Raw genomic sequence first — 22,244 nt, 5'->3', positions numbered from 1 at the left:
CTCGTCGTACGGCTTACAGGTTGCCCATCGGCTCGATGTCGACCCGCACCGGGGTGCCCCACACGCGCAGCACCTCGTAGTCGGTGAACTCGTGCACCAGGCGGTACGCCATGGCGGGCCGTGAGCCGCGCCGCTGGGCTGCGATGTACAGCTCGGCCTCACGGCGGTCGCGGCGCGGGGTGCCGCACAACTGCCACTCCTGACCGTTCCACAGCTCCGGCAGCCAGCGCTGCTGGGGCTGGGGGCGGTCGGCGCGGGTGCCGTACCGGGAGGGGCGTTTCCGGTGGGGCGGGTGGCGCGGAGGGCCCGTTGAACTCGGCGCGGCGGGCCGCCCGGCGCCGGGTCTCGCACAGCAGGCAGAGGTCGGGGGCGCTCTCGTCGACGGGGCCGGTGGGATGCTCCGGGCAGCGAGTGGTGGGCGCGGCCGTGCTGACGCTCTCCTCCAGCAGATCCAGAGCGCGTTGCAGATCGGCCTTGACCTCGTGCAGCTTGGCGTCCGGGGTGTCGGGGGTGAGGACTTCGCCGTGTTCGCCGAGGAGGCGGAGGGCGCGGCCGAGGGCGGTGAGCTGGGCGTGGTTCATGGGGTCAGTCTGCGTAGTCCTTGAGTTCTTCGGTGTCCAGAGTGAAGCCGACGGGGTCGGGGAGCTCCACCGGGGTGCCCCAGGGGTGGCTGAGAGTCTGCTGGTACCGGCTGTCCTTGGGCTCGCTGTACACGACGAGAGTCTCGTTGTCGCGGTCGATGAGGAGGTACAGGGGGATGCCGACCGCGGCGTAGCCAATTGGTTTGTCGATGCGGTCTCGCTGGTTGGTGTCGCGGTCGTGCGAGGTGATCTCGACGACCATCAGGATGCCGTTGGACGCAGACCACTCGCCGTGGCCTTTGAAGTGGCCCTTGCGTGCGACGGCTCCGTCCGTCCGGGCGCGACCTTTGCGGTAGGCCTCGGTTTTGACGCCGGACTCGCCGTAGACGCGGAGGTCAGGGCGATGCTGGATGCACTGTTCCTGCAGCCAGACGAAGATCTCCCGGTGGTTGCCGTCCGGCATTGCCTTGACTACTACCTTTCCGTTGATGTACTCGAGCCGCACGGTTTCCGGCGCCAGGGCGGCAAGCTCCTCGAATTCGTCGACGTCGAGCGGGCCGTGCCGGACGCACAGCCTCCCGCCGAGGAATTCCAGCCGGTTCCGTAGCTCCCTTGGAGCCCTCCGGACGAGTTCATCGAAGTCCTCGACGGACATCTGCGGGCGTTCAGCGGTGTCAGGGGTCATGGCGTCGCCTCCTTCCCTCCATCGTGCCCCGGGCTGGTGTCGTCGGACCGTGGGAGCCGTCATGCGGGTGTCCTTTCGTGTCGCCGTAGGGAAATTGCGGCACGGATCTCTGCCGCGCGGGCGTGGACTGCGGAGGCGTCCAGGGGTGCGTTGTTGTGGTCGGGGGCGCGTTCGCCCCGGCACGCGCCGCAGATGCCGTCCGGCAGTGCCTCCGGGCGGCCGGGCACTCCGCACTTCGCGCACTCCAGGACGCGGAGGGGCGGACGGGGGAGGGGCTCAGGCGGCAGTTTGTCGGTCAGGCGCCTGCGGACCAGGGCCGCCGGGGAGTGGACCGGCGTGGGCAGGCCCGCGGTCAGGGCGCGGAGGACGGCCTCCTCGGTGACACCCCGCGCGAACCACTCGTCCACCAGCGGGGCGAGCTGCGCGCAGTCGGCCTGCGAGAGCGACAGGGCGGGCGCCGTGCGGCCGAGGGCGGCCAGGAGGATGTGGGCGCGGGAACGGGTGGGGCGGGCCCGTTCCGGCGGCTCCTCCTCCGGAACGTCGCCGCGTGTGAACGCCGCCCACCAGTCATCGTCGCGTGCGGTACGGGTGAACCACGTTCGAGTGATCCAGAGTTGGCTTCCCGAGTCGGCCAGGTGTTCGCGGCCGCGGCGCAAGTGCCCTGCCCGCTGGAGGTTGTTGAGGGCCGTGCGGAGGGCGCACTGTCCGTACGGGAGGTGCTTGGCCAGCGTTTTTACGGAGATTTCGGCGCCGTCGGGGAGGCGGTCGACGTACGCGGCGATGGCGGCTTCGCGGGGTGGGAGGTGGGCGAAGTCGTGGTTTGTGCGGGTGAGTTGACCAGGGGCGGAGCGCTTGCCGTAACCCGGATTGGCCATGGGGTGCGGGTCTGCGTGCGCAGAGCGGGAGGCAGCACTAAGCTTGGCTTCAGCCATGGGATCGAACTGTTCCTTCGATCTCGTAGGTCAAGCCCCCGCAGGTGTTGTGAGCACCTGGCGGGGGCTGTTCGTTATGCGGACACGCTAGACGATCGTAACTGTGTGTGGCAAGCCGAACGCGTCAAGTCAACTTGCCGGGTGGGAGGGCGGGTTGAGGCCCTCCACCCATTCCTTGCAAAGAGGGCTCGGGGCTGGTCGCTTGAGCTTCGGACCGGGTTTTCGGTGTGTCAGCCCATGCTCTTCTGGCCGTCCAGGGACTCCCGGATGATGTCCGCGTGGCCGGCGTGCTGGGCCGTCTCGGCGATGATGTGCAGCAGCACCCTGCGGGCCGACCAGTGAGCCTCGGGTTCGAACCACGGGGCCTTGGGCAGCGGATGGGCGGCGTTCAGGTCGGGCAGGGCCGCGACCAAGTCGTCGGTCCGGTCTGCCACTTCGGTGTACTCGGCCAGGACGCCCTCCAGCGTCTCACCGGGCAGCATGCGGAACTCGTCGGCCCGCTTGGCCCAGTCGGCCTCGGTCATGGCGGTGAAGTCGCCCATCACCGACGGGCCGTGCTGGATGAAGTTCACCCAGCCCCGTTCCACCGACGTGACGTGTTTGATAAGGCCGCCGAGACACAGCTCGCTGGCGGTGGTCCGCTGCCCGGCCTGCTCGTCGGTGAGGTCGCGGGTGGTGAAGCGCAGGAAGTGCCGGTGCTTGGCCAGCGTCTCCAGCAGGTCGGCGCGCTCGTCGGTGACGGTGACGGTGTTGTGCGTGGTCTCAGTCATGACAGCCACGCTAGGAGCCGTTTAGGTCAGATCCTGACCGCTTCGACGAAGGCCGACCAGGCCGATGCTCGGAATATGAGCTTCGGGCCGTGGGGGTGCTTGGAGTCGCGGACAGGGACGAGAGTGGGGTGGCCGGCGGCTACTTCGAGGCAGTCGTCGCCGGTGCCGCCGCTGTAGCTGGACTTGTACCAGCTGACTGCGCCCAGGTCGTACTCAGGGATGTTCCTCATGGGCGTAATTCTGCGCCACTCTCTCGATCAAGGACAGGGACTTGTCGGGCGGGAGCGCGGAGGCCGTGAGGAGTTCGTAGTAGAGCTTGTAGCGCGCGACAGCGGCGGGGTCGTCCTCCAAGCGTCCGGTGTCGACTCCTTCGAGATAGACCAGCGGAGGAGCGTCGCTGAACTCCATCAGCTTCATGGAACCCTGCATCGCCGGGTGCGCACCCGCGTCGTACGGCAGTACTTGCACGATGATCCGGTTCCGGCGGGCCAAGTTGAGGATGTGGCGCAGGGCCTCAGCCATTACTTCGCGCCCACCTGTCACCCGACGCAGCGTGGCCTCATCAATCACTGCCCACAACATGGGCTTTGTTGGATCGTCAAGGATCCGGGCCCGCTCCATCCGGCCCGTCACCAGCTCGTCGATCGCCTCTTCCGTCGCCGTCGGCTGGAACGCGCGTGACACGGCCCGTGCGTACGCGGGTGTCTGGAGGAGGCCCGGGATCAGCATCGACGCGTACTGCCTGATTGCCGTTGCCCTCGCCTCCGCCTCAGCTGCCTCGGCAAAGTGATCCCTGTACTTGGACTTGGCCCAAGCCCCGCAGTTCCGCAGGAAGAAGTCCTCCGTACCGAGGATTTCGTCCAACAACCGCGCATACTCCGGCTGCATCCTCCGTGTCCCCGCCTCCAGCTGTCCGACGAACGAGCCGCTCACAAACAGCCGTTGGCCCAGTTCCTCCTGGCTCAGCCCCGCCTTCTCACGGGCATGGCGTAGTTCCGCGCCCAGAAGGGCCCGGGGTGACGACGACGGGTCGAGGTCTTTCGGTCCTGGCATGTGCAACTCCCAGTCGTACACATGGGGTTGTTGGGGCACCGTATCTGGCCAGGTTAGACGCGGTGTCGACACTCTGTGTGGTGAATCGCAGACTCAGCGTGGAGGTAGGGAAACGTGCGCTCGACCGAAGAGATCGTGGAGTCGCTGCGGGACGCCCTCGTGGGCGTCGGCGTCGTGCTGCCGTCGCTGTGCGTCGACCCGGTGACCGGCGCGAGTGACGAGCCGTTCGCCCTGGTCGACCTGGGGCGCTGCAATGTGCGTACGGCCGAGCGCCTGGCGTCCGCGCTGCGTGGGGAGACGCCGCCGGTGGGGGCGTACGTCGAGGACGTGCGGGACGGGCGGGTCGGTGAGGTGCGAGGACACGTGGGCGGCCGGGTGCAGCTGCGGCCTGTGTGCGGCGGGCGGGAGTGGGACTGTCCGCGGGAGTCGCTGGGCGAGGTGCAGCCCGGGGAGGTGCTGCGTGAGCGGGTCCGGCGTGTCAACCAGGAGAGTCGGTTGCTGTGAGTCCGACCGCGTACGTCGTCACGAAGCCCACCGCGTAGCCCGTCAGGAGCCCGCCCGCGTAGATCGCCGCCGAGACCCCCAACCCCGCGTTCCCGGCCAGCAGCGGGAACAGCGCCCACCCCGACGGGCCGATCGCCGTCGCGCCGACCTGGTCGCCGAGCATCGCGAACACGCCGACGAACGCGCCGCCCGCCGCTCCGCCCACGCAGGCGGTCAGGAACGGGCGGCCCAGGGGGAGGGAGACGCCGTAGATCAACGGCTCTCCCACGCCCAGCAGGCCCGCCGGAAGCGCCGACCTGATCGTCGTACGAATGGAGGTGTCGTGGCGCAGGCGGACGTACACCGCCATCGCCGCGCCCACCTGGCCCGCGCCCGCCATGGCCAGGATGGGCAGCAGGACCGTGTGGCCCTGCTGTTCGATGAGGGTGGTGTGGATGGGGATCAGGGCCTGGTGGAGGCCCAGCATCACCAGGGGGAGGAACAGGCCGCCGAGGATCAGGCCCGCGAAGGCGCCGGTCGTGGTCAGGAGCCAGTTCGCGGCGGTGCCGATGGCGGTGGAGATCTCGCCGGCCACGTACATCAGGCCGTAGAGGGTGGCCAGGCCGGCGATCAGGACCGTCAGTGTCGGGGTCAGCAGGACGTCCAGGGCCGGCGGGACCCGTCTGCGGCACCATTTCTCCACGTACGTCCCGAGCAACGCCGCCGCCAGCGCGCCCAGCACCCCGCCCTGACCGGGGGACAGGGGCAGGCCGAAGGCCGTCACCTTCGCCACGCCGGGATACACGACGATCGCCGCGACCGCGCCGCCCAGCATGGGTGTGCCGCCGAACTCCTTCGCCGTGTTGTGGCCGACGAACACCGCGATCAGGGCCATGAAGGCCGAGGCGATCGCGGACAGGGCGGGGGTCACAGCCGGCAGCCAACCCGCGTTGATCAGCAGCCCGTTCAAGCCCGCCAGCACTCCGCAGCCGATCAGCGCGGGGATGAGCGGGACGAAGATGTTCGCGACGCGGCGCAGGGCCAGCTTCCCCGGCGTCGCGTTGCGCTGCCGCCGGGCCTCCTTCAACTCCGCGCCCCGCGCCGCCAGTTCGTCGGCCGTCGGCTGCCCGAGAAGCGCCTCGAACTCCGCCGTCACCCGCGCCACCGCACCCGGCCCGAGCACGATCTGGTACGAGTCGCCGTCCACGACGACACCGAGCACCCCCGGCAGCGCCCTCAGCCGCTCCTCCGCCACCCGGGATGGGTCGGCCAGGCCCAGGCGGAGCCGGGTCATGCAGTGGGCGACGGACGTGATGTTCGCAGGGCCGCCGACCAGGGGCAGGAGCGCGGCGGCTACTTCGGCTGGGTCTTTGCGCATGCCACGAGGGTGCTGCTCAGCGGGCCGCCGCCTCGAGTGCCGCGCGCAGATGGCCGCCGGACTCCTCCAGAAGGCGGGCGGCCGTCCCCCCGTCGACCCCGCCGGCGATCGTCAGGATGGCCGCCTTCACCTCGCCGTCGGTCGCCGCGAGGGCGCGTTCGATCTCGTCGTCGGGCGCCCCGGTGGCCAGGGCGACGATACGGCGGGAGCGGGCGCGCAGCTTCTCGTTCGAGGCGCGGACGTCGACCATGAGGTTCCCGTACGTCTTGCCCAGGCGGATCATCGTGATCGTCGAGAGCATGTTGAGCACCAGCTTCTGTGCCGTGCCCGCCTTCAGCCGGGTGGATCCGGTGAGCAGCTCGGGGCCCACGACCACCTCGATGCCGTGGTCCGCTGCGGCCGCGAGGGCGCTGTGCGCGTTGCAGGCCAGGCCGACGGTGAGGGCGCCGCGTGCACGGGCGTGCTCGACGGCACCGATCGCGTACGGGGTGCGGCCGGAGGCGGAGATGCCGACCACCGTGTCGTCCGGCGTGAGGTGCAGGGCGTCCAGGTCCTGCCGGGCCAGCTCGGCGGAGTCCTCGGCGCCCTCGACGGAGGTGACCATCGCCGCCGGGCCGCCCGCGATCAGGCCCACGACCTGCTCCGGGGCCGTGTTGAAGGTGGGCGGGCACTCGGAGGCGTCGAGCACACCGAGCCGGCCGGCCGTACCGGCGCCGGCGTAGACGAGGCGGCCGCCGCGGGACATACGGGCGGCGATGTCGTCGATCGCGGCGGCGATCTGCGGCACACGCTCGGCGACGGCGGCGGGTACGCCGGCGTCCTCGCCGTTCATGAGCGTGGCGATCTCCAGGGTGGGCAGCCGGTCGATCTCGGCGAGGTCGGGGCGGAACGCCTCGGTGGTCAGCGTCTCCAACTGCGCTTGCAGATCACGGGGATCGGACATGGAGGTCATGAGGAAGCGGCTCTTTTCAGTACGGGGTCGGATCACGCCGAGAAGGGGCGCGGGGAACTGCGCGACCAGCCACAGACGGCCTGTAGGCAGACCACGGCACTGGGCCCTACGGCCTACCGAGGTCCGCTCCGATGCCGATGAGCCAACGCCTCATACGAAGCGGCCAGCGCCGGCGCGGCCGATTCGTACGTCCGCTGCGCCACTCCCACGAACAGACAGTCCACCACCAGCAACTGACTCGTCCGCGACGACATCGCGGCCGGCCGCAGCTCGCTCTCCCGGGCCGTGGACGTGGTCAGGACATGGTCGGCGTACTGCGTGACCGACGAGTCCGGGCGGCCGGTTATCGCGACGGTGGTCGCCCCGTGCTCGAAGGCGACGCGCAACGGCTCGATGACGTCACCCGTCGAGCCCGAGTGGGTGATGGCGATGGCGACGTCCCCCGCGCGCAGCTGAACGGCGTTGGTCACGGCGAGGTGTGGATCGGAGTGCGCGTGGGCTATCAGCCCTATTCGCAGCAGCTTCTGGGTGAGGTCCTGCGCGACCAGCCCCGACGCCCCGACGCCGTACACGTCGATACGACGGGCGGCCGCGGCCGCGGTGACCGCCGCGCCGAGCTGGACGGTGTCGAGTCCGGCCGCGGTGTCGGCGAGGGTCTGCTGCTCGTCGTACGCCAGTTTCGCCACGACATCGGCGATGGGATCGTCGACCGCGATGTCGGTCGTTATGGCGGGCGCCCGGCCGGACTGCTGCTGGGCGGCGAGACCGGCGAGGGCGAGGCGCAGGTCGCGGTAGCCGGGGTAGCCGAGCAGGCGGGCGGTGCGGACGACGGTCGCCTCGCTCGTGCCGGTGAGTTCGGCGAGACCGGTGACGGTGAGGGCCGCGCAGCCGGCCGGGTCGCTCGCGACGGCCTCGGCGACCCGCTGCATGGAACGCGTCATCGACGGGGCGAGCGTGCGTACCTTGGCGGCGAGGGCGGCGGGCGCGGGAGGCGTCCCGAAAGTTTCCTTCACGTTACGGGTCACATGTGAAAGATATTTTCGGCTCGGTGTTGTGGTCAAGAGTGCGCACAATGGGGACATGGACCCCATCAGCCCCCTTGAGCAGGCGTTGCACGCGGCCCGCGCCCTGGTGCTCGCCGACCTCGTCGCGAACCAGGTCGCCGAGGCGGACGTCGTGTCGCTGGTCGAGGAGTCCGTCGCACAGCGGCGCTGGTGGGTGGAGCAGTGGCCGGAGGGCGCCGCGTATGTGGCGGGGCTGGTCGCCCAGGACGTTCAGGATGCGCTGCTGGAGCGGTACGGGCGCTGGCCGCTGTGCCCGGTGTGCGGCTCCGGGGATCCTCATGCGCTGGACGTCGAACCGGAGCTCGGGCCCGACCCGCACTGGGTGTGCCACAAGGCAGGCGTGAAGGTCGCCGCGGTCGGCCTGCTGGGCTCTTGCGGGGGCGGGGCGCCGTCCTCGTGACGGTCTACATAGATCCGCCGACCTGGCCGGGCCACGGGCGCATGTGGTCGCATCTGATCAGCGATGTCTCGTACGACGAACTCCACAAGTTCGCCGAGGAGTTGGGGGCGCCCCGACGGGCCTTCGAGCGGGACCACTACGACATCCCCTCCCATCGGTACGCCGACGCGGTGCGCGCCGGGGCGGTGGAGGTCAGCAGCCGCGAGGTGGTGCGGCTGCTGCACGGCGCCGGGCTGCGCAGGCGGAAGCGGCTGGATCAGGGCCGCAGTTCGTAGGCGGAAGCGGCCGGATCAGGGCCGCAGTTCGTAGACGGAAGAGGCTGGATCAGGGGAGCAGCTCATAGGCGAACTGCTCCCCGTCCTCGCTGACCCGCAGGAACCCGGCCCGCTCGACGACCCGCTGCGACGGCACGTTGTCCCGGTCGACCGTCGCGAACAGCGACCGTACGTCCTCCCGCGCCAGCGCCCACGCGGCCAGCGCCCGCAGTGCGTCGGTGGCGTAGCCGTGGCCGCGGGCGGACTCGGCGAGGTCGTAGCCGACCTCGGTGCGGCCGTCCTCGTCGGGGGCGCCGTGGAAGCCCATGCCGCCGACCGCCCGGCCGTCCTCCTGCCGTACGAGCACGAACAGCCCGAACTCCGGGCGGTGCACCCCCGCCTCGTACGCCTTCGCGGTCATCCCGGCGGCCTCCCGCGTGCCCTCGAACGGGCCGCCCTCGACCCACTCGAACCCGCCGTCGCCACCCGCGGCGAGGTCGGCGGCGGCGAGCGGCGTGACGCCTTCCAGGGTGAGGCGCTCGGCGGGGATGACCAGGTTGTTGTTCCAGCGCCACTCGGTGACCGGGGCGCGACCGGGCAGTTCGCCGCGGCCGGTGGCCCACAGCAGGGTGCGCCAGGCGTCGGGGCCGGGCTGGACGTGCGGGAAGATCGTGCCGAGCGCGAACTCGGCGAGTTCGGGGGGCGGTTCGTAGGGGAGGCTGAGGCCCTCTGCGATGTCGTACGTGTGCAGCACCACCTCGGTGACACCCATCGCGGCGAAGCCGTCGCGGCTCGCGCTGCGGAAGGGGTACGGGTGGAAGGCGCGCGCCTCGCGGGGCGCGGTGCGGACAGCGGCGGTGAGGAGGGCGCCGGTTGTCTCGACGACCTGGAGCAGCTCCTCGTTGCTCGTGCCGTCCACGATGCTGATCCTGAACGGGGAGTAGGCCCCCTGCACCCGCCCCGCCAGTTGGCCCGCGTACGCGAGCAGACAGCTCGCGACATGCTCGGCCGTCCTGCGACAACTCCACGTCAACGAGCCCGCGTCGACGCTTTCCCAGTCCCGCTCGGTCGCCGTCCGAAGCACCGCGACGGCGCCCGCGACGGCCTCCCGCACCCGTTCCCCACCCATATCTGTCATGCACCGCAGGTTAGAGGTCGCCCCTCGCTCAGGACGACAGGATTTCCAGCTCCGAGGTGATGTTGTAGCGGGCCGTCGCCTCCCAGTGCTCCGCGCCGTACGGGGTGCGGAACAGCCGGGGCAGAGCGAGGAGTTCGCGGAGGACGGCGGCGCGGCCGGCCCGGAAGGCGTCGGAGGGGACGAAGCCGTACTCCTCGCGGACGGCGGCGGTGTAGACGGCGTACGACGACGGGGGCGAGGCGAGGATCGCCAGGTCGGCGTCGCACAGGACCTGGCCGTTGCGGTCGTCGCCGGCCGGGGCGTGGCCCGCGGTGAGCCGGACCAGCCGGGCGACCTCGGCCGCCTTCGCCTCGGACACCCCCGCCTCGGGCAGCGCCCGCTCGGCAAGACGGGCCGACCGCTCCTCGTTCTCGGAGCGGTCGGGAAGGTAGACCGCGTCATGGAACCAGGCGGCCAGCCGGACGACGTCCGGATCGTCCGCGTACTTCTCCAGCACGTCGATGTGATCCAGCACAGCGGTGAGATGCGCGAGCGTGTGGTAGCGGCGCTGCGGCTCCTGCCAGCGGGCGATCAGGTTGTCGGCGTACGGGGCCGGATCGGGGCCGCCCTCGGGGGCTCGGGCGGCTTCGAGTGCGCGGGTGAAGCGGGTGCGCAAGGTGTCGGGGTCGGTCATGGGGGCATTGTCGCGTGTGGCTGCGTGGTTCTCCCCTGTCGGAGGCCCGGCCCTTAGCGTGGGGCCATGACTACTGCTGACATGCACGGCGACGTACGGGATCCGGAGCTGCCGGGTCGGCTGCTGGTGGTGGAGCGGGACGCGCTGATCCCGCTGTTGCGGGGGAGGACGGACGGGGACTTCGCGACTCCCACGGCGGCGTGTCCTGGGTGGACGGTGCGGGATGTGCTGGCGCACTGTTCGGCCGCGCTGATGAGGGTGGTGGAGAGCCGGTTCGAGAAGGGTGTGTTCTCCCCCGAGGCGAACGACCGGGACATCGCCGAGCGCGCCGACTGGACGAACGAGCAGGTCGTCGACGAGCTGGAACGCGGGATGACCGAGGCGGGGCCGGCGATCGCCAAGGCGGGCGGGGCGCTGGACTGGTCGCGCTCGGGGAATGGGTGCACGCCGTGGACGTGCGCGAGCGCTCGGGGAGCGGGGGCGTACGCAGGGGGAGGGCTGTCGTACGCGCTCGACCTGCTCGTCTGGATCACCAGGAACCGGGGGCATGTGCCGTTGCACGCCGACCTCGACGACGTGGATGAGCCGCTGCGGTTCGGTGAGGTGAGCGGGGAGCGGACGCCGGCGCGGTACATCGGGACCGCGACGCTCGTACGGCTGTTGCGGGCGGCCGGTGGACGGCGGCGGGGTACGAGCTCGGGGGTGGGGCTGCGGAGCTGAACATTTTCGGCTGACGGCTGACGCTGACGGCTGACGGCTGACGGCTGACGGCTGACGGCTGACGGGCGAGCTGTGCCCGTTCCGGCCGGTGGTGGGCGTCTCGCGACCTCGATCCTTCCGGGCGTACCCTGATATTGGACTAGACCTGTAGCCGCTTCGGGGAACGCCCAACGAAAGGGGTCCTATGAGCACGCGTGCAGTCCTGGAGGTGATCGCCCTCGACGTCGAGGACGCGGTCGCCGCCCAGGCCGGAGGCGCGGACCGCCTCGAACTGGTCACCGACATGGCGGCCGACGGGCTCACGCCGCCGGCCGGGACCGTCGCCGCGATCCGGGCCGCCGTCGACATCGACGTACGCGTGATGCTGCGGCTCGCGGACGGATTCGCCGCCGGGGACGTCGAGCGGCTGGTGCGGGTCGCGGGGGAGATGCGGAGGCCCGGGGCGGAGCAGTTCGTGCTCGGGTTCCTCGATGCGCACGGTGGGGTGGATCTGGATGCCGTGGAGCGGGTGGTCGGGGTGCTGGACGGGTGCCGGTGGACTTTCCACCGGGCGATCGACCGGGCCGCCGACCGGGACGCGCTGCGCAAGCAGCTCGGGGACCTCCCGGGACTGGATGCCTACCTGACGGCCGGGTCGGCCGGCGGTGTCGACGGCGGCCTTCCCACGCTGCTCGCCGAGGCGCGGCGCTGTGGAGAGCCTGGGTACGAGCAGCAGCTCCTTGTCGGCGGTGGGTTGCGGCTGGACCACGTGCCGGGGCTGCTGGCCGGTGGGATCGACGCGTTTCACATCGGCGGGGCGGCTCGGCCGGAGGGCTGGGACGGGCCGGTGTCGGCGGAGGCCGTCGCCGAGTGGCGGCGGGTGCTGGACGGGTGTACGGGACCGGCGTGGGGGGCTGGCCGGGGTGGGTGGCGCAGCCCGGCGCCGGCGGTGCCGCCCGCGCCCACCCTCCCCACTCTCGCTTCGCTCGAGCGGGGGGACCTCCATCGCCCTGGGCGGCACGAATGCCCGCGGATTGACGTGGTGGCGGGTGTCGTCCGCGCCCACCCGGGCTGCCCCAGCGGTACGACTGCCCGCGGTCTGGCGGGCTGAGTCAGCCGAGTTGTGGTGGCAGTGGGGCCGCATGGGTGACCGTCAGGCCCGATACCGCTCGGGTCAGGGCCACGTACAGGCGGCGCAGGCCGGTGCGTTCGTCCGGTTCTCCGTCGACCACGGCTTGGGGCTCGTCGAGGACGACGTAGTCGTACTCCAGGCCCTTGGCGAGGGAGGCCGGGACCAGGGTCAGGCGGCAGTCGGGGGTTGTCTCCTCGCCCGGCGAGAGGTACGGGATGCCCGCCGCCGTCAGGGCCTGAGCGAGGGCCGGCACGCGGGCGTCGGCGGCGATCAGGCCGATCGAGCCCTCGTTGCGCAGCGCCTGCGTGCATGCCGCGACCACGTCCGCATCGCCGGTGACCGGCCGTACCTCGAACGACCCGGGGTTCTCGCGGACCGACGCCACCGGCGTCAGCCCCGGCGCGATGCGGGGCAGGAGCCGTGAGGCGTAGGTGATGACGTCCGTCGGGACGCGGAAGCCGGCCGTCAGTTCCTCGATCACCGCGTCCGGCTTGCCGAGGTGGGTGAGGGCGTCGTCCCAACTCCTCGTCGCCCAGGGTGTGGTGCCCTGCGCGAGGTCGCCGAGGACGGTCGCGGAGCCGGTGGTGCAGCGCCGGCCGACCGCCCGGTACTGCATGGGGGAGAGGTCCTGCGCCTCGTCGAGGACGACATGGCCGAGGGAGGGCGTGCGGTCGACGAGGTCCGTCGCCTCGTCGACCAGCACGGTGTCCGCGGGCGACCATTTCGCGGACTTCACCGACCGCACCGGCCTCGCCCACAGGATCGTCTTCTGCTCCTCCTCGGTGAGGATCCCGTCCGCATGGACGGCGAGGAAGTCCACGTCGGTCAGCAGCCGCAGCACCAGCTTCGCCGGGTCGACGGGCGGCCAGATCGCCTTGACGGCCGCCTTCACCGCGGCGTTGCGGGCCACCGCGTCCTGCACCCGGTCGTCCGGCGCCTCACCGGACCGTTCCATCTGCACCAGCACGGCGTGCGCGATCCGCTGCGGCAGCGCCTCGCGGGCGGCGCCGTAGCGGATGCCTCGGTCCAGCAACTCCCGCACGATCTCCTCGAGTTCGTACGCCGGGACCCGCCAGCGCCGGGAGCCGCGCACGACGACGACCGGCTCGGTCGGCAGCGTGACATGCGCGTAGAGGGCGCTGCGGAGGACCTCGGCCATCCGGGCGTCGCCCTTGACGATCGCCGCCGCCGCGTCGTCCGTGCCGCGCACCTCCACATGGGCCACCAGGTCGTCGACCGTGGCCTGGCGGACCGTCAGCTCACCCAGTGCGGGCAGCACCTGCTCGATGTAGTGCAGGAAGGACCGGTTCGGCCCGATGACGAGGGTGCCGGTGCGGGCGAGCCGCTCGCGGTGGGCGTAGAGGAGGTACGCGACCCGGTGGAGGCCGACGGCCGTCTTTCCGGTGCCGGGGCCGCCCTGTACGCAGACGGTCCCGGAGAGTCCCGACCGTACGATCTCGTCCTGCTCGGGCTGGATGGTCGCCACGATGTCCCGCATCGGGCCGACACGCGGGCGCTCGATCTCCTGCTGGAGCAGCTTGCTGGCCTTCGCCGCCTCGGCGGGGTCGGACAGGTGCTCGTCCTCGTAGGCCGTGAGATCGCCGCCGGTGTAGCCGAAGCGGCGGCGCAGGCCGACGTCCATCGGATCCTTCTTGGACGCCCGGTAGAACGGCTGCGACACCGGCGCACGCCAGTCGATCACCATCGGGTCGCCGTCGGCGTCGTGCACATGCCGGCGCCCGATGTGCAGTGTTTGATAAGCGGCCTCCGGCCGCGGGCGTTCCCCTTCCGCGCCCTCCGCCTGTTCGGCGCCCGGCGCGTGCAGATAGTCGAGCCGGCCGAAGAACAGTGGCGTGTCGCTGAGATCGGCGAGGGCCTTGATCCGCTCGCCGATCTGGTGTTCCAGGATCTGGGCGTTGACCCAGTTCGCGGTGACGTCACTGATGTCGAGCGACTCGACGTCCTCCCGCATGGCGCGCAGCGCGGCACGGGAGGCGGAGAGATGGGCGCGCTCGCGGGAGAGGGGATCGTCGGCGGGCGTGGACAAGGGGGTGCCTCCGTCGGGGACCTGCGTGAGTGTGGGGCGATCGATGCCGTCCGGTTTCCGGCCGGCAATGTAGGGGCGGCCCGAAGGGCCTCGGTTGAGGTGGTGGTGGGAGACGGGCGGGCGGCACTCCGTGAGGGAGGCGGGCAAGAGCGGAGATTCTAGGTAATCGGGGGAGAGCGGTGCCAATGAATTTTCCGGCGCCTCTCCTTCCCCTAGGGGGCGGGTAGTCCCCCCTCAGGGGAGGCGGTCCACCCGGAGGGCTACGCGGGAGCGGTCGAGGTTCGGCCCCGAGACCGATTCCGTTCTCGGGTGCGGAAACCCACCATGGAGACATGAGTGCAGCGACCATCACCCCAGCCCCGGCCCGGCCGTCCGGCGCCACCGCCCTCGGCGGCAGCCACCGGCACCGGCTCGGCGAGGCCCTGCGCGCCGTGCGGGTGTTCGCGGGGGCCGCGTTCGACGTCATCATCCTCGGTGAGTACGGCGAGGAGGCGGGCGTACGCCGGAAGTGACCGACTAGGGTCACCGCGTGACCTTCCGATCACACTCCGCAACTCCCTTCCTCCTCCTGGCCGTTTCCCTGGGGGCCTTCGCCGCCCTGTGCGCCGTACAGCGCCTGCCGATGGCGGACGCGCTGGTCTACCGGGCCCAGGGCGAGGCGGTCCTGCGCGGCAGCGATCTGTACGGCTTCAGGGTCACCGAGTGGCAGCTGCCCGCCACCTACCCGCCCTTCGCGGCGCTCCTGTTCGTCCCGACGGCCTGGATTCCGGTCACGGCCCTCAAGGCGGCGTTCCTCGCAGCCAACACCCTGCTCGTCGCCTGCCTCGTCCACCTCTCCGCCCGGCTGGCGGGGCGGCCCCTGCGCCTTCCGTCCCTGTGCGCGGGCACAGCCCTGGCACTCTGGCTCGAACCGGTCTTCCAGACCCTCCTCTTCGGCCAGATCAACCTGCTGCTCGCCTGCCTGGTCCTGTGGGACCTCACCCGCCCGCCCGGCGCCCCCGGCAAGGGCGTGGCCGTGGGCATCGCGGCCGGGATCAAGCTCACCCCGGCCGTCTTCATCGCGTATCTCTTCCTCACCCGCCGCACCCGCGAGGCGCTCACCGCGACCACCGCCCTCGCCGCCACCGTCCTGCTCGGCGTCCTCGTCCTGCCGTCCGCCGGCGCGGACTTCTGGCTCCACCGCCTCTACGAGACCGACCGCGTGGGCAAGCCCTGGATCGTCGACAACCAGTCCCTGCAGGGCCTGCTCGCCCGCACGCTCGGCGACCCGGCACCGGGCCCGGCCTGGATGTTCCCGGCGCTGCTGCTCGCCGCCACCGGGCTGTGGCTCGCGTGCCGGGCCGGTGACGACCGCAGGGGCATCGTCGTCACGGCCGTCACCGCGCTGCTCGTCTCCCCGGTCAGCTGGTCCCACCACTGGGTGTGGTGCGTGCCGCTGATCGCCGTGCTCCTGGCCGAGGGCCGCACCCGCCTGGCCGCGCTCACGGCCCTGCTCTTCACGGCCCGCACGATGTGGCTGCTGCCCCACGAGGGCGACCTGGACCTCCGACTCCCGTGGTGGCAACAGCCGTTGGCCTCGCCCTACCCGCTGCTGGGGCTGGCCGTGCTCGCGTCAGCCCTCCTCCGGCAGCAGGAGCACCTCGCGCCCGCCGCGCTACGACACATGCCGCTCAGCTCTCCGCGAGGATCTCGTCCGCGTCCACGATCCGGTACGCATACCCCTGCTCCGCCAGGAACCGCTGGCGGTGGGCGGCGAAGTCCTGGTCGATCGTGTCCCGGGCCACGACCGAGTAGAAGTGCGCCTGGTGCCCGTCGGCCTTCGGGCGCAGGACGCGGCCCAGGCGCTGCGCCTCCTCCTGGCGCGAGCCGAAGGTGCCCGACACCTGGATGGCGACCGTGGCCTCCGGCAGGTCGATGGAGAAGTTGGCGACCTTGGACACCACCAGCACGCTGATCTCGCCCTGCCGGAACGCGTCGAACAGCTTCTCCCGCTGGGCGTTCGAGGTCTCGCCCTTGATCACGGGGGCGTTCAGGTGCTCGCCCAGTTCGTCGAGCTGGTCGATGTACTGCCCGATGACGAGGATCTGCTGCCCGGCGAACCGGCGGACGATCGCCTCCGTCACCTTGCGCTTGGTGTCGGTCGTCGCACAGAAGCGGTACTTCTCCTCCGTCTCGGCGGTAGCGTACGCCAGCCGCTCGGCGTCCGTGAGGTTGACGCGGACCTCGACGCAGTCCGCGGGCGCGATGTAGCCCTGCGCCTCGATCTCCTTCCACGGCGCGTCGAACCGCTTGGGCCCGATCAGCGAGAACACGTCCGACTCGCGCCCGTCCTCCCGCACCAGCGTCGCCGTCAGGCCCAGCCGCCGCCGCGCCTGGAGGTCCGCCGTGAACTTGAAGACCGGCGCCGGCAGCAGATGCACCTCGTCGTAGAGGATCAGGCCCCAGTCACGGGAGTCGAACAGCTCCAGGTGCGGATAGACGCCCTTCCGCCTGGTCGTCAGCACCTGGTACGTGGCGATGGTGACCGGGCGGATCTCCTTCTTCGTACCGCTGTACTCGCCGATCTCGTCCTCGGTCAGCGAGGTGCGCTTCACCAGCTCGTGCTTCCACTGCCGGGCCGAGACCGTGTTCGTGACGAGGATGAGCGTCGTCGACTTCGCCTGCGCCATCGAGCCCGCGCCCACCAGCGTCTTGCCGGCGCCGCAGGGCAGCACCACCACGCCGGAGCCGCCGTGCCAGAAGTTCTCCACCGCCTGCTTCTGGTAGGGGCGCAGCGCCCAGCCGTCCTCGTGCAGCTCGATGGGGTGCGCCTCGCCGTCGACGTACCCGGCGAGGTCCTCGGCGGGCCAGCCCAGCTTCAGCAGCACCTGCTTGATCTGCCCCCGCTCGGAGGGGTGCACGGCCACGGTGTCGGGGTCGATCCGGGTGCCGACGAGCGGTGCGACGCGCTTGGAGCGCAGGATCTCTTCGAGGACCGGTCGGTCGGTGGTGGTCAGCACCAGCCCGTGCGCCGGGTGCTTGCTCAGCGTCAGCCGCCCATAGCGGTCCATCGTCTCGGCGATGTCCACCAGCAGCGCGTGCGGCACCGGGTAGCGGCTGTACTGCACCAGCGCGTCCACGACCTGCTCCGCGTCATGCCCCGCCGCGCGCGCGTTCCACAGGCCGAGCGGCGTCACCCGGTAGGTGTGGATGTGCTCGGGCGCCCGCTCCAGCTCCGCGAACGGCGCGATGGCCCGACGGCAGTCGTCGGCACGCTCGTGGTCGACTTCCAGGAGCAGAGTTTTGTCGGACTGGACGATCAGCGGACCATTCACGCGGGCACCCTTTCCGTACGGCCGGACGGTACGGCCAAACGTCCAGTGTGCCTGATCGATTCCTGATCGGTTCCTGGTCGGCTCCTGGTCACGAAGGCGCACACGTCCCGTCGTACAGGATGTCTATTCATTCCTGGGAGTGGAACGGTTTCACCTGTACGGCTCCGGCTGCGAAGAATGGCCGACCGTGCAGGCCATCACGCGTGACCCGTCCCCGCCGACCACCACCCTCGGCTACGCCCTGTTCGCCACCCGCTGGCTGCAGGCCCCGCTGTACTTCGGCCTCGTGGCCGCGCAGGGGGTGTACGTCTACAAGTTCTTCAACGAGCTGTGGGCCTTAATCCTCCGGTGCATCACCGGGCAGGCGACCGAGACCTACGTCATGCTCGCCGTGCTCAAGCTGGTCGACGTCGTCATGATCGCCAACCTGCTGATCATGGTGATCGTCGGCGGCTACGAGACGTTCGTCTCCCGCATCGGCCTCCAGGGCCACCGTGACCAGCCGGAATGGCTCTCGCACGTCAACTCCAACGTGCTGAAGGTGAAGCTGGCCACCGCCATCGTGGGCATCTCCTCGGTCCATCTGCTGCAGATGTTCGTGGATGTGCACCACACCGCCCGGCACTCCCTGCTGTGGGGCACGGTGATCCACATGGCGTTCATCGTGTCGGCGGCGATCCTGGCGTACATGTCGGGGCCGATGGCCGCGCACGCCGAACGCGCCCACCACCGGGACCACCGGGCCGACGGCCCCGAACCCGCGCGGCCCCCGGCGGCGGTGTCGATCCCGGCCCAGGCCGGGCCGCCCCCCGCCGAGACGGGAGCCGAGGAGCGGATCCGGGCCGCCGGTTTCCCGGCCCGGAAGGCGCTGGAGGAGTTCGACGCGGAACACCCCCGGGCCTTCGACCGGGAGACCGTGGCAAGGCTCGGCAAGCTGGACTTCGTCGCGACGCACGGCAACGTGGTGTTCGTGGGGCCGCCCGGCACCGGCAAGACGCACCTGGCCGTCGGACTCGGGGTGCGCGCCTGTCAGGCCGGCCGCCGGGTGCTGTTCGACACGGCCGCCGGCTGGGCCGCGCGGCTGGCCGGGGCGCAGTCGGCGGGCCGGCTCACCGAGGAGCTCACCGCCCTCGACGACTGCCCGCTGCTGATCGTCGACGAGGTCGGGTACGTCCCCTTCGACGCGGCCACCTCCCGCCTCTTCTTCCAACTGGTCGCCCACCGCTACGAACGGGGGTCGCTGATCGTGACCAGCGACCGCCCGCTCGACAGGTGGGACGAGGTGTTCGGCGGCCCGGCCGCCCCGGCGATGGTGGACCGGCTGGCCCACCACGCCGAGATCGTGCGGCTCGAAGGGGAGAGCTACCGGATGCGCCGGGCTACTTCGGAGTGGGCAGGGTGAGGTTGTTGACCAGCGGTTGAGCGAAGATGTGCCCGTCGATGTTGGCGAGGAGGGGCTCGCCTCCGGCCCCGGCGGCCGGGAGCGGCAGCGGCGCGGCCGGGACCGCCGAGGCCTCGGGCGCGAGCGCGGCGACGAGGGCGGCGGCGGTCACCAGCGCGGCGGCCAAGGCGGCGACGGCGGGGTGGGCGCGGACGGTGAGCTTGGAACGCATGGGACGTCAGGGCCTTTCACAGGAGGTCGAGGGGAGGGCCGGACCCGGGGGTGCCGGGACCGGCCCGATGGGGCGCGCCGGGCGCGTCAGACGGGCGGCGTCTCGATGACAAGGCCGGCGACATCGATGCCGACGGCCGCGGCCTGGGTGGTGAAGGCGCCGAGCATCAGGGCCGTGGCGGCCAGGACAGCGGCGAAACGACGGGCAGCACGCATGGGTGGGATTTCCTTTCAGCTGTGTTCGCCCGAGCCCCCCGTCGGGCGGCTCGGACTTGATCAGGACATCCGGTGGCTGCCCGGCGGCCCGCAGCGGAATGCGCCGTGACCTGCAAGCTCCCTCATGGGTGGGAAGTGTCCGGCGTGGCGTGCATGAACGCGGGTGTACGCCTGTGTGGGTGACCGGTGCTCACATCTGGTCGTCGGCCAGCTCCGCGACCCCGGTGATCCGGTGCAGCGGGTAGGTGCGGACCTCGTCCGCGGTGTGGTCGTACGCCGTCACGAAACCGCCCTCCACCCGTACCGGCGCGATCACCCGCTGGCTGGCGGCGCCCTCGGCGTTGACGTACCCGATCCACAGGGCCTGGCCGGTCAGGACGGCGGCCTGCATGGTGGCCAGGGTGTCGGCGGAGCTGGTCCGCGGCAGCTCACCGCCGGTCACCGGGGCCGCGCCGGCGGGCTTGCGTGGGGCGGTGGAGGCCAGGTCGCCCGCCCGGATGGCCCGGATCGCGGCCGTCAGCAGCGTCGCGTCGGGGGGGCGGGCCGTCCGGCACCGGCTCGGGTGCGGCGCGCGGCGGGGTGCGGTGGGCGTGCGCCCGCGTGATCAGTACGTCGCCCTCGGCGGACTCGGCGGCGGGCGCGAAGCCCATCGCGCGCAGCCCCTCCAGCAGCGCCGCCGGGTCGGCCTGCGCGGCCAGCACGGTCGGCGCGAGGCGGCGCAGCCGCAGGCCGGCGGTCCGCTTGTCGGCGAGGATCTCGCCCAGCAGGGCGTCGTCGTCGCAGCGCACATACGCCGAGGCGGCGCCGACGCGCAGCCGGCCGTGCCGGCGGGCCACGTCGTCGATCAGGTAGGCGAGCGGTTGCGGCACCGGCGTACGGGAGTGTTCCGCGAGGAAGGCGTGCAGGTCGGAGGCGCTGCGGCCGGCGTCCAGGGCGCGGCGTACGGAGGCGGGCGTGAAGCGGTAGACGGTCGCGCCGCCCTTCGACTCCACGTCGGCGAGCACGTCCAGCATGTCGGCCAGCGGCCGCTGCAACGGGCCCGGCGCGACCGCGGTGAGGTCGGCCTGGAGCAGGACGTGGTCCAGCGGTTCGGGCAGCAGCGGGGCGAGCAGCCGGGCGGCCGTGGCGGAGGCGACGGCCTGCTCGCCGGGCGACAGGGGCTCCGGGGCAGTGGGCGGGCGATGGTGGACGGGAAGCTTGTCACCGGGGCCTTCCGGCTCCTCGTCCGCCAGGTGCGCGGCGGCGCTCGCCCCGACAAGCGCCCGCCCGTGCGCGGACAACGCCCCCCGCCCGGTCACACCGAGCAGCTCAGCTTCGGCCAGAGCCCACTGGGCGAGCCGGCTCGCAGATCGTCGTCGCGCATGCCGCCCTGCCCGGCGGCCCGCCCGGCATCGCGCCCGCCCGTCCCGCCGTCCCGGTAGGGATCACGCGCGGAGTCCGTCACCCCGCCCTGGAGGGAATCACGCGCGGCATCCCGCCCCCGCCGTCCTGCCGCCCCCGCAACGGCCGCTCCCACCACAGCCGCGCCAGCACCGACTCCGCCGTCGGCGCGGCCCCCTCCGGCAGTCCCGCCAGCAGGCTCAGCACCCGGTGCCGTACCTCCGGCGCCGCGGAGCGGTCGAGGCCCGGTCCCAGCGCCGCCAGCGTCCGCTCCTTGGCGTCCCGCCCGCCGACCAGCCCCGCCGCCCGGGTCGCGGCGAGCCACGCCTCCGCCAGCCGGGTCCAGCGATGGGCGGCCGGCTGCTCCAGCCACTCGTCGTACGCCGGAGTCGCCGCGTACTGCTCGTCGGCCTCGCCGTCCGAGGCCACCAGGCCCGCCGCGTAGGCGAGCTCGATCCAGAACGCGGCGACCGGCTCGGACACGTCCAGTGCGACGGCGGTCCGCTTCAGGTCGCGCACACTGAGCCCGCCCGCGCGCAGCACCGCGGGCCCGCCCTCGTCCCAGTCCTTCAGCAGCTCCTCGACGGTGGCCAGCGCCGTGTAGGCCTGCCCGGCCGCCGTGGCGTCCACAACCTGTGGACGGTGCGTGGCCGCCACCTCCACGGGCGGTGGCACGGGCTCCGGCAGGCGGTGCGCGCGGCCGCCGCGCATGTGCAGGGCGACCTCCCGGGGGAGTACAACCGTGCCGGGCGCCGTAGGCAGCAGCAGCCCGCGGTCGAGAAGCCAGCGCAGCCGGGGGGCCGGAGTGGCGGTGACCTGGCCGTACGGCGGCCCCCACACCAGCCGCTCCAGCACCTCCAGCGACTCGGCCGGGGCCCCGGCGAGCAGCGCCGCCATCCGCGCCCGGTCGGTGAACAGGGCGGTGAGGGCGGCCACCGCGGAGACGGAGTCGTGCGTGGAAGGCAGCCCCACAGCCGTCACGAGTTCCTGGATACGTCCCGGCGACATGCCCGCCGACGCCTCCTGGACCGTGGGACCGAGCCCGGTCGGCGACGGATGCTGCGGCGACGGCGCGAGCAGTTCCCGAGCCGTGCGCACCAGCCGCAGCCGTTCGTCGTCGCCCCACACCAGGGCCTGCTCGCGCAGCGTGCCGAGGGCGCGCGGCAGCGCGGCGGCGACGAGCGGATCGCCCTCGTCCCCGGCCATGAGCCCGAGCAGTTCCTCGTACGTCGCCGGATCCGCCGCCACCGCCAGTGCCTGAGCCGTCTGCAGCGCGAACCGGTCGAGCCGCTCCAGGGCGCGCACGACCGAGGCACGGGTGCCGGCCCGGGTCGCAAGCTGAGTGAGGTCCGTCGGCACGGGCGTGATGAGATCGGGCCGGCTGCGCAGCAGCACAGCCAGAGAGGCGTCGTCCCGTGCACGCAGCGCCTCCGCGAGGGACCGCGGGGCCACAGGCTTCTCATCGCTGCTCATCCGCTCCA

Annotated in this window: 20 protein-coding genes and 4 pseudogenes; 8 read left to right on the top strand and 16 right to left on the bottom strand. The window is 71.9% G+C overall.

Translation table 11 applies throughout. The features are described from left to right. Positions 1 to 13: 13 nt before the first annotated feature. The 6 genes and pseudogenes from StrepF001_RS13230 to StrepF001_RS13205 form a co-directional block, all read right to left on the bottom strand. Positions 14 to 581 (bottom strand): annotated as a pseudogene (locus tag StrepF001_RS13230) (hypothetical protein). Positions 582 to 585: 4 nt separating this feature from the next. Beyond that, positions 586 to 1,236 (bottom strand): Uma2 family endonuclease, encoded by a 651-nt coding sequence (locus StrepF001_RS13225; protein ID WP_129799085.1) that lies wholly within the window; start codon positions 1,234 to 1,236, stop codon positions 586 to 588. Positions 1,237 to 1,325: 89 nt separating this feature from the next. Continuing rightward, entirely contained in the window at positions 1,326 to 2,141 is an 816-nt protein-coding gene (locus StrepF001_RS13220) for a hypothetical protein (RefSeq protein ID WP_129798480.1), read from the bottom strand. A 287-nt stretch (positions 2,142 to 2,428) separates the two neighbouring features. Then, positions 2,429 to 2,968, bottom strand: coding sequence for a DinB family protein (locus StrepF001_RS13215; protein WP_129798479.1), 540 nt, complete (start codon positions 2,966 to 2,968; stop codon positions 2,429 to 2,431). Between the two features lie 26 nt (positions 2,969 to 2,994). After that, on the bottom strand, positions 2,995 to 3,198 hold the full coding sequence (locus StrepF001_RS13210; RefSeq protein ID WP_129798478.1) for a DUF397 domain-containing protein: 204 nt from the start codon (positions 3,196 to 3,198) through the stop codon (positions 2,995 to 2,997). Then, a complete protein-coding gene (locus StrepF001_RS13205; RefSeq protein ID WP_129799084.1) occupies positions 3,182 to 4,021 on the bottom strand; it encodes a helix-turn-helix transcriptional regulator in 840 nt (279 codons plus the stop codon). Before StrepF001_RS13205 ends, StrepF001_RS13210 begins: the two co-directional genes overlap by 17 nt. Positions 4,022 to 4,135: 114 nt before the next feature. Between StrepF001_RS13205 and StrepF001_RS13200 the strand changes: the two genes are divergently transcribed. Beyond that, positions 4,136 to 4,525, top strand: coding sequence for a hypothetical protein (locus tag StrepF001_RS13200; RefSeq protein WP_129798477.1), 390 nt, complete (start codon positions 4,136 to 4,138; stop codon positions 4,523 to 4,525). On the opposite strand, the gene StrepF001_RS13195 is transcribed toward StrepF001_RS13200, so the two are convergent. The 3 genes from StrepF001_RS13195 to StrepF001_RS13185 all read right to left on the bottom strand — a co-directional run bounded on the left by StrepF001_RS13195 (position 4,500) and on the right by StrepF001_RS13185 (position 7,859). Next, positions 4,500 to 5,882 carry a PTS transporter subunit EIIC gene (locus tag StrepF001_RS13195; RefSeq protein ID WP_129798476.1) on the bottom strand — a complete coding sequence of 461 codons (1,383 nt, stop codon included), beginning with the start codon at positions 5,880 to 5,882 and terminating at the stop codon, positions 4,500 to 4,502. The two genes, StrepF001_RS13200 and StrepF001_RS13195, sit on opposite strands and share 26 nt — an antisense overlap. 16 nt (positions 5,883 to 5,898) lie before the next feature. Beyond that, positions 5,899 to 6,834, bottom strand: coding sequence for an N-acetylmuramic acid 6-phosphate etherase (murQ, locus tag StrepF001_RS13190; RefSeq protein WP_129798475.1), 936 nt, complete (start codon positions 6,832 to 6,834; stop codon positions 5,899 to 5,901). Positions 6,835 to 6,947: 113 nt separating this feature from the next. Beyond that, entirely contained in the window at positions 6,948 to 7,859 is a 912-nt protein-coding gene (locus StrepF001_RS13185) for a MurR/RpiR family transcriptional regulator (protein ID WP_129798474.1), read from the bottom strand. A 55-nt stretch (positions 7,860 to 7,914) separates the two neighbouring features. Here StrepF001_RS13185 and StrepF001_RS13180 point away from each other — a divergent pair, with 55 nt between their 5' ends. Further along, complete coding sequence (locus tag StrepF001_RS13180; protein WP_129798473.1) at positions 7,915 to 8,298, top strand: hypothetical protein; 384 nt, start codon at positions 7,915 to 7,917, stop codon at positions 8,296 to 8,298. Beyond that, complete coding sequence (locus tag StrepF001_RS13175) at positions 8,295 to 8,573, top strand: DUF4031 domain-containing protein (protein ID WP_129798472.1); 279 nt, start codon at positions 8,295 to 8,297, stop codon at positions 8,571 to 8,573. Before StrepF001_RS13180 ends, StrepF001_RS13175 begins: the two co-directional genes overlap by 4 nt. 49 nt (positions 8,574 to 8,622) lie before the next feature. On the opposite strand, the gene StrepF001_RS13170 is transcribed toward StrepF001_RS13175, so the two are convergent. Together StrepF001_RS13170 and StrepF001_RS13165 are read right to left on the bottom strand one after the other, a co-directional pair. Beyond that, complete coding sequence (locus StrepF001_RS13170; RefSeq protein ID WP_206306849.1) at positions 8,623 to 9,690, bottom strand: GNAT family N-acetyltransferase; 1,068 nt, start codon at positions 9,688 to 9,690, stop codon at positions 8,623 to 8,625. 28 nt (positions 9,691 to 9,718) lie between these two features. After that, a complete protein-coding gene (locus StrepF001_RS13165) occupies positions 9,719 to 10,363 on the bottom strand; it encodes a hypothetical protein (protein ID WP_129798471.1) in 645 nt (214 codons plus the stop codon). Between the two features lie 66 nt (positions 10,364 to 10,429). Here StrepF001_RS13165 and StrepF001_RS13160 point away from each other — a divergent pair, with 66 nt between their 5' ends. After that, the gene (locus tag StrepF001_RS13160; RefSeq protein ID WP_240797489.1) at positions 10,430 to 11,083 is read left to right on the top strand and encodes a maleylpyruvate isomerase family mycothiol-dependent enzyme; all 654 of its coding nucleotides are present in this window, start codon (positions 10,430 to 10,432) and stop codon (positions 11,081 to 11,083) included. Positions 11,084 to 11,267: 184 nt separating this feature from the next. Beyond that, positions 11,268 to 11,951, top strand: a pseudogene (locus StrepF001_RS13155) (copper homeostasis protein CutC); the annotation flags it as partial. A 223-nt stretch (positions 11,952 to 12,174) separates the two neighbouring features. Here StrepF001_RS13155 and StrepF001_RS13150 read toward each other — a convergent pair. After that, positions 12,175 to 14,241: a UvrD-helicase domain-containing protein gene (locus StrepF001_RS13150; RefSeq protein ID WP_129798470.1), complete on the bottom strand. Its 2,067-nt coding sequence runs from the start codon at positions 14,239 to 14,241 to the stop codon at positions 12,175 to 12,177. A 332-nt stretch (positions 14,242 to 14,573) separates the two neighbouring features. Here StrepF001_RS13150 and StrepF001_RS13145 point away from each other — a divergent pair, with 332 nt between their 5' ends. Together StrepF001_RS13145 and StrepF001_RS13140 are read left to right on the top strand one after the other, a co-directional pair. After that, complete coding sequence (locus StrepF001_RS13145) at positions 14,574 to 14,753, top strand: hypothetical protein (RefSeq protein WP_129798469.1); 180 nt, start codon at positions 14,574 to 14,576, stop codon at positions 14,751 to 14,753. 110 nt (positions 14,754 to 14,863) lie between these two features. Further along, positions 14,864 to 15,859 (top strand): annotated as a pseudogene (locus StrepF001_RS13140) (glycosyltransferase 87 family protein); the annotation flags it as partial. A gap of 52 nt (positions 15,860 to 15,911) precedes the next feature. Here the strand turns inward: StrepF001_RS13140 and StrepF001_RS13135 are convergent. Next, positions 15,912 to 17,555 (bottom strand): DNA repair helicase XPB, encoded by a 1,644-nt coding sequence (locus StrepF001_RS13135; protein WP_129798468.1) that lies wholly within the window; start codon positions 17,553 to 17,555, stop codon positions 15,912 to 15,914. A gap of 187 nt (positions 17,556 to 17,742) precedes the next feature. On the opposite strand from StrepF001_RS13135, the gene istB reads away from it, so the two are divergent. After that, the gene (istB, locus tag StrepF001_RS13130; RefSeq protein ID WP_129799082.1) at positions 17,743 to 18,957 is read left to right on the top strand and encodes an IS21-like element helper ATPase IstB; all 1,215 of its coding nucleotides are present in this window, start codon (positions 17,743 to 17,745) and stop codon (positions 18,955 to 18,957) included. On the opposite strand, the gene StrepF001_RS13125 is transcribed toward istB, so the two are convergent. From StrepF001_RS13125 to StrepF001_RS47815, 3 genes and pseudogenes are all read right to left on the bottom strand, one after another. After that, positions 18,935 to 19,168: a hypothetical protein gene (locus StrepF001_RS13125; protein WP_129798467.1), complete on the bottom strand. Its 234-nt coding sequence runs from the start codon at positions 19,166 to 19,168 to the stop codon at positions 18,935 to 18,937. The genes istB and StrepF001_RS13125 overlap by 23 nt on opposite strands. An 86-nt stretch (positions 19,169 to 19,254) precedes the next feature. After that, a complete protein-coding gene (locus StrepF001_RS49505; protein WP_276322820.1) occupies positions 19,255 to 19,383 on the bottom strand; it encodes a hypothetical protein in 129 nt (42 codons plus the stop codon). A gap of 190 nt (positions 19,384 to 19,573) precedes the next feature. After that, positions 19,574 to 22,236: pseudogene (locus StrepF001_RS47815) on the bottom strand (helicase C-terminal domain-containing protein). Positions 22,237 to 22,244: the final 8 nt, after the last annotated feature.

Origin of the sequence: Streptomyces sp. F001, assembly GCF_004187715.1 — a bacterium.
Lineage (GTDB): Bacteria > Actinomycetota > Actinomycetes > Streptomycetales > Streptomycetaceae > Streptomyces > Streptomyces flavusporus.
Note: the sequence above shows the minus strand (reverse complement) of the source record. Positions and strands in the feature narration are given on the sequence as shown.

Bases quoted from the DNA above. Each gene is read 5' to 3' on its own strand.
- StrepF001_RS13210 (WP_129798478.1), bottom strand. From the start codon at position 3,198: ATGAGGAACATCCCTGAGTACGACCTGGGCGCAGTCAGCTGGTACAAG.
- StrepF001_RS13180 (WP_129798473.1), top strand. From the start codon at position 7,915: ATGGACCCCATCAGCCCCCTTGAGCAGGCGTTGCACGCGGCCCGCGCC.
- StrepF001_RS13125 (WP_129798467.1), bottom strand. From the start codon at position 19,168: ATGCGTTCCAAGCTCACCGTCCGCGCCCACCCCGCCGTCGCCGCCTTG.
- murQ (WP_129798475.1), bottom strand. From the start codon at position 6,834: ATGACCTCCATGTCCGATCCCCGTGATCTGCAAGCGCAGTTGGAGACG.
- StrepF001_RS13145 (WP_129798469.1), top strand. From the start codon at position 14,574: ATGAGTGCAGCGACCATCACCCCAGCCCCGGCCCGGCCGTCCGGCGCC.
- StrepF001_RS13170 (WP_206306849.1), bottom strand. From the start codon at position 9,690: ATGACAGATATGGGTGGGGAACGGGTGCGGGAGGCCGTCGCGGGCGCC.
- StrepF001_RS13195 (WP_129798476.1), bottom strand. From the start codon at position 5,882: ATGCGCAAAGACCCAGCCGAAGTAGCCGCCGCGCTCCTGCCCCTGGTC.
- StrepF001_RS13165 (WP_129798471.1), bottom strand. From the start codon at position 10,363: ATGACCGACCCCGACACCTTGCGCACCCGCTTCACCCGCGCACTCGAA.
- StrepF001_RS13205 (WP_129799084.1), bottom strand. From the start codon at position 4,021: ATGCCAGGACCGAAAGACCTCGACCCGTCGTCGTCACCCCGGGCCCTT.
- StrepF001_RS49505 (WP_276322820.1), bottom strand. From the start codon at position 19,383: ATGCGTGCTGCCCGTCGTTTCGCCGCTGTCCTGGCCGCCACGGCCCTG.
- StrepF001_RS13225 (WP_129799085.1), bottom strand. From the start codon at position 1,236: ATGTCCGTCGAGGACTTCGATGAACTCGTCCGGAGGGCTCCAAGGGAG.
- StrepF001_RS13220 (WP_129798480.1), bottom strand. From the start codon at position 2,141: ATGGCCAATCCGGGTTACGGCAAGCGCTCCGCCCCTGGTCAACTCACC.
- StrepF001_RS13215 (WP_129798479.1), bottom strand. From the start codon at position 2,968: ATGACTGAGACCACGCACAACACCGTCACCGTCACCGACGAGCGCGCC.
- StrepF001_RS13160 (WP_240797489.1), top strand. From the start codon at position 10,430: ATGACTACTGCTGACATGCACGGCGACGTACGGGATCCGGAGCTGCCG.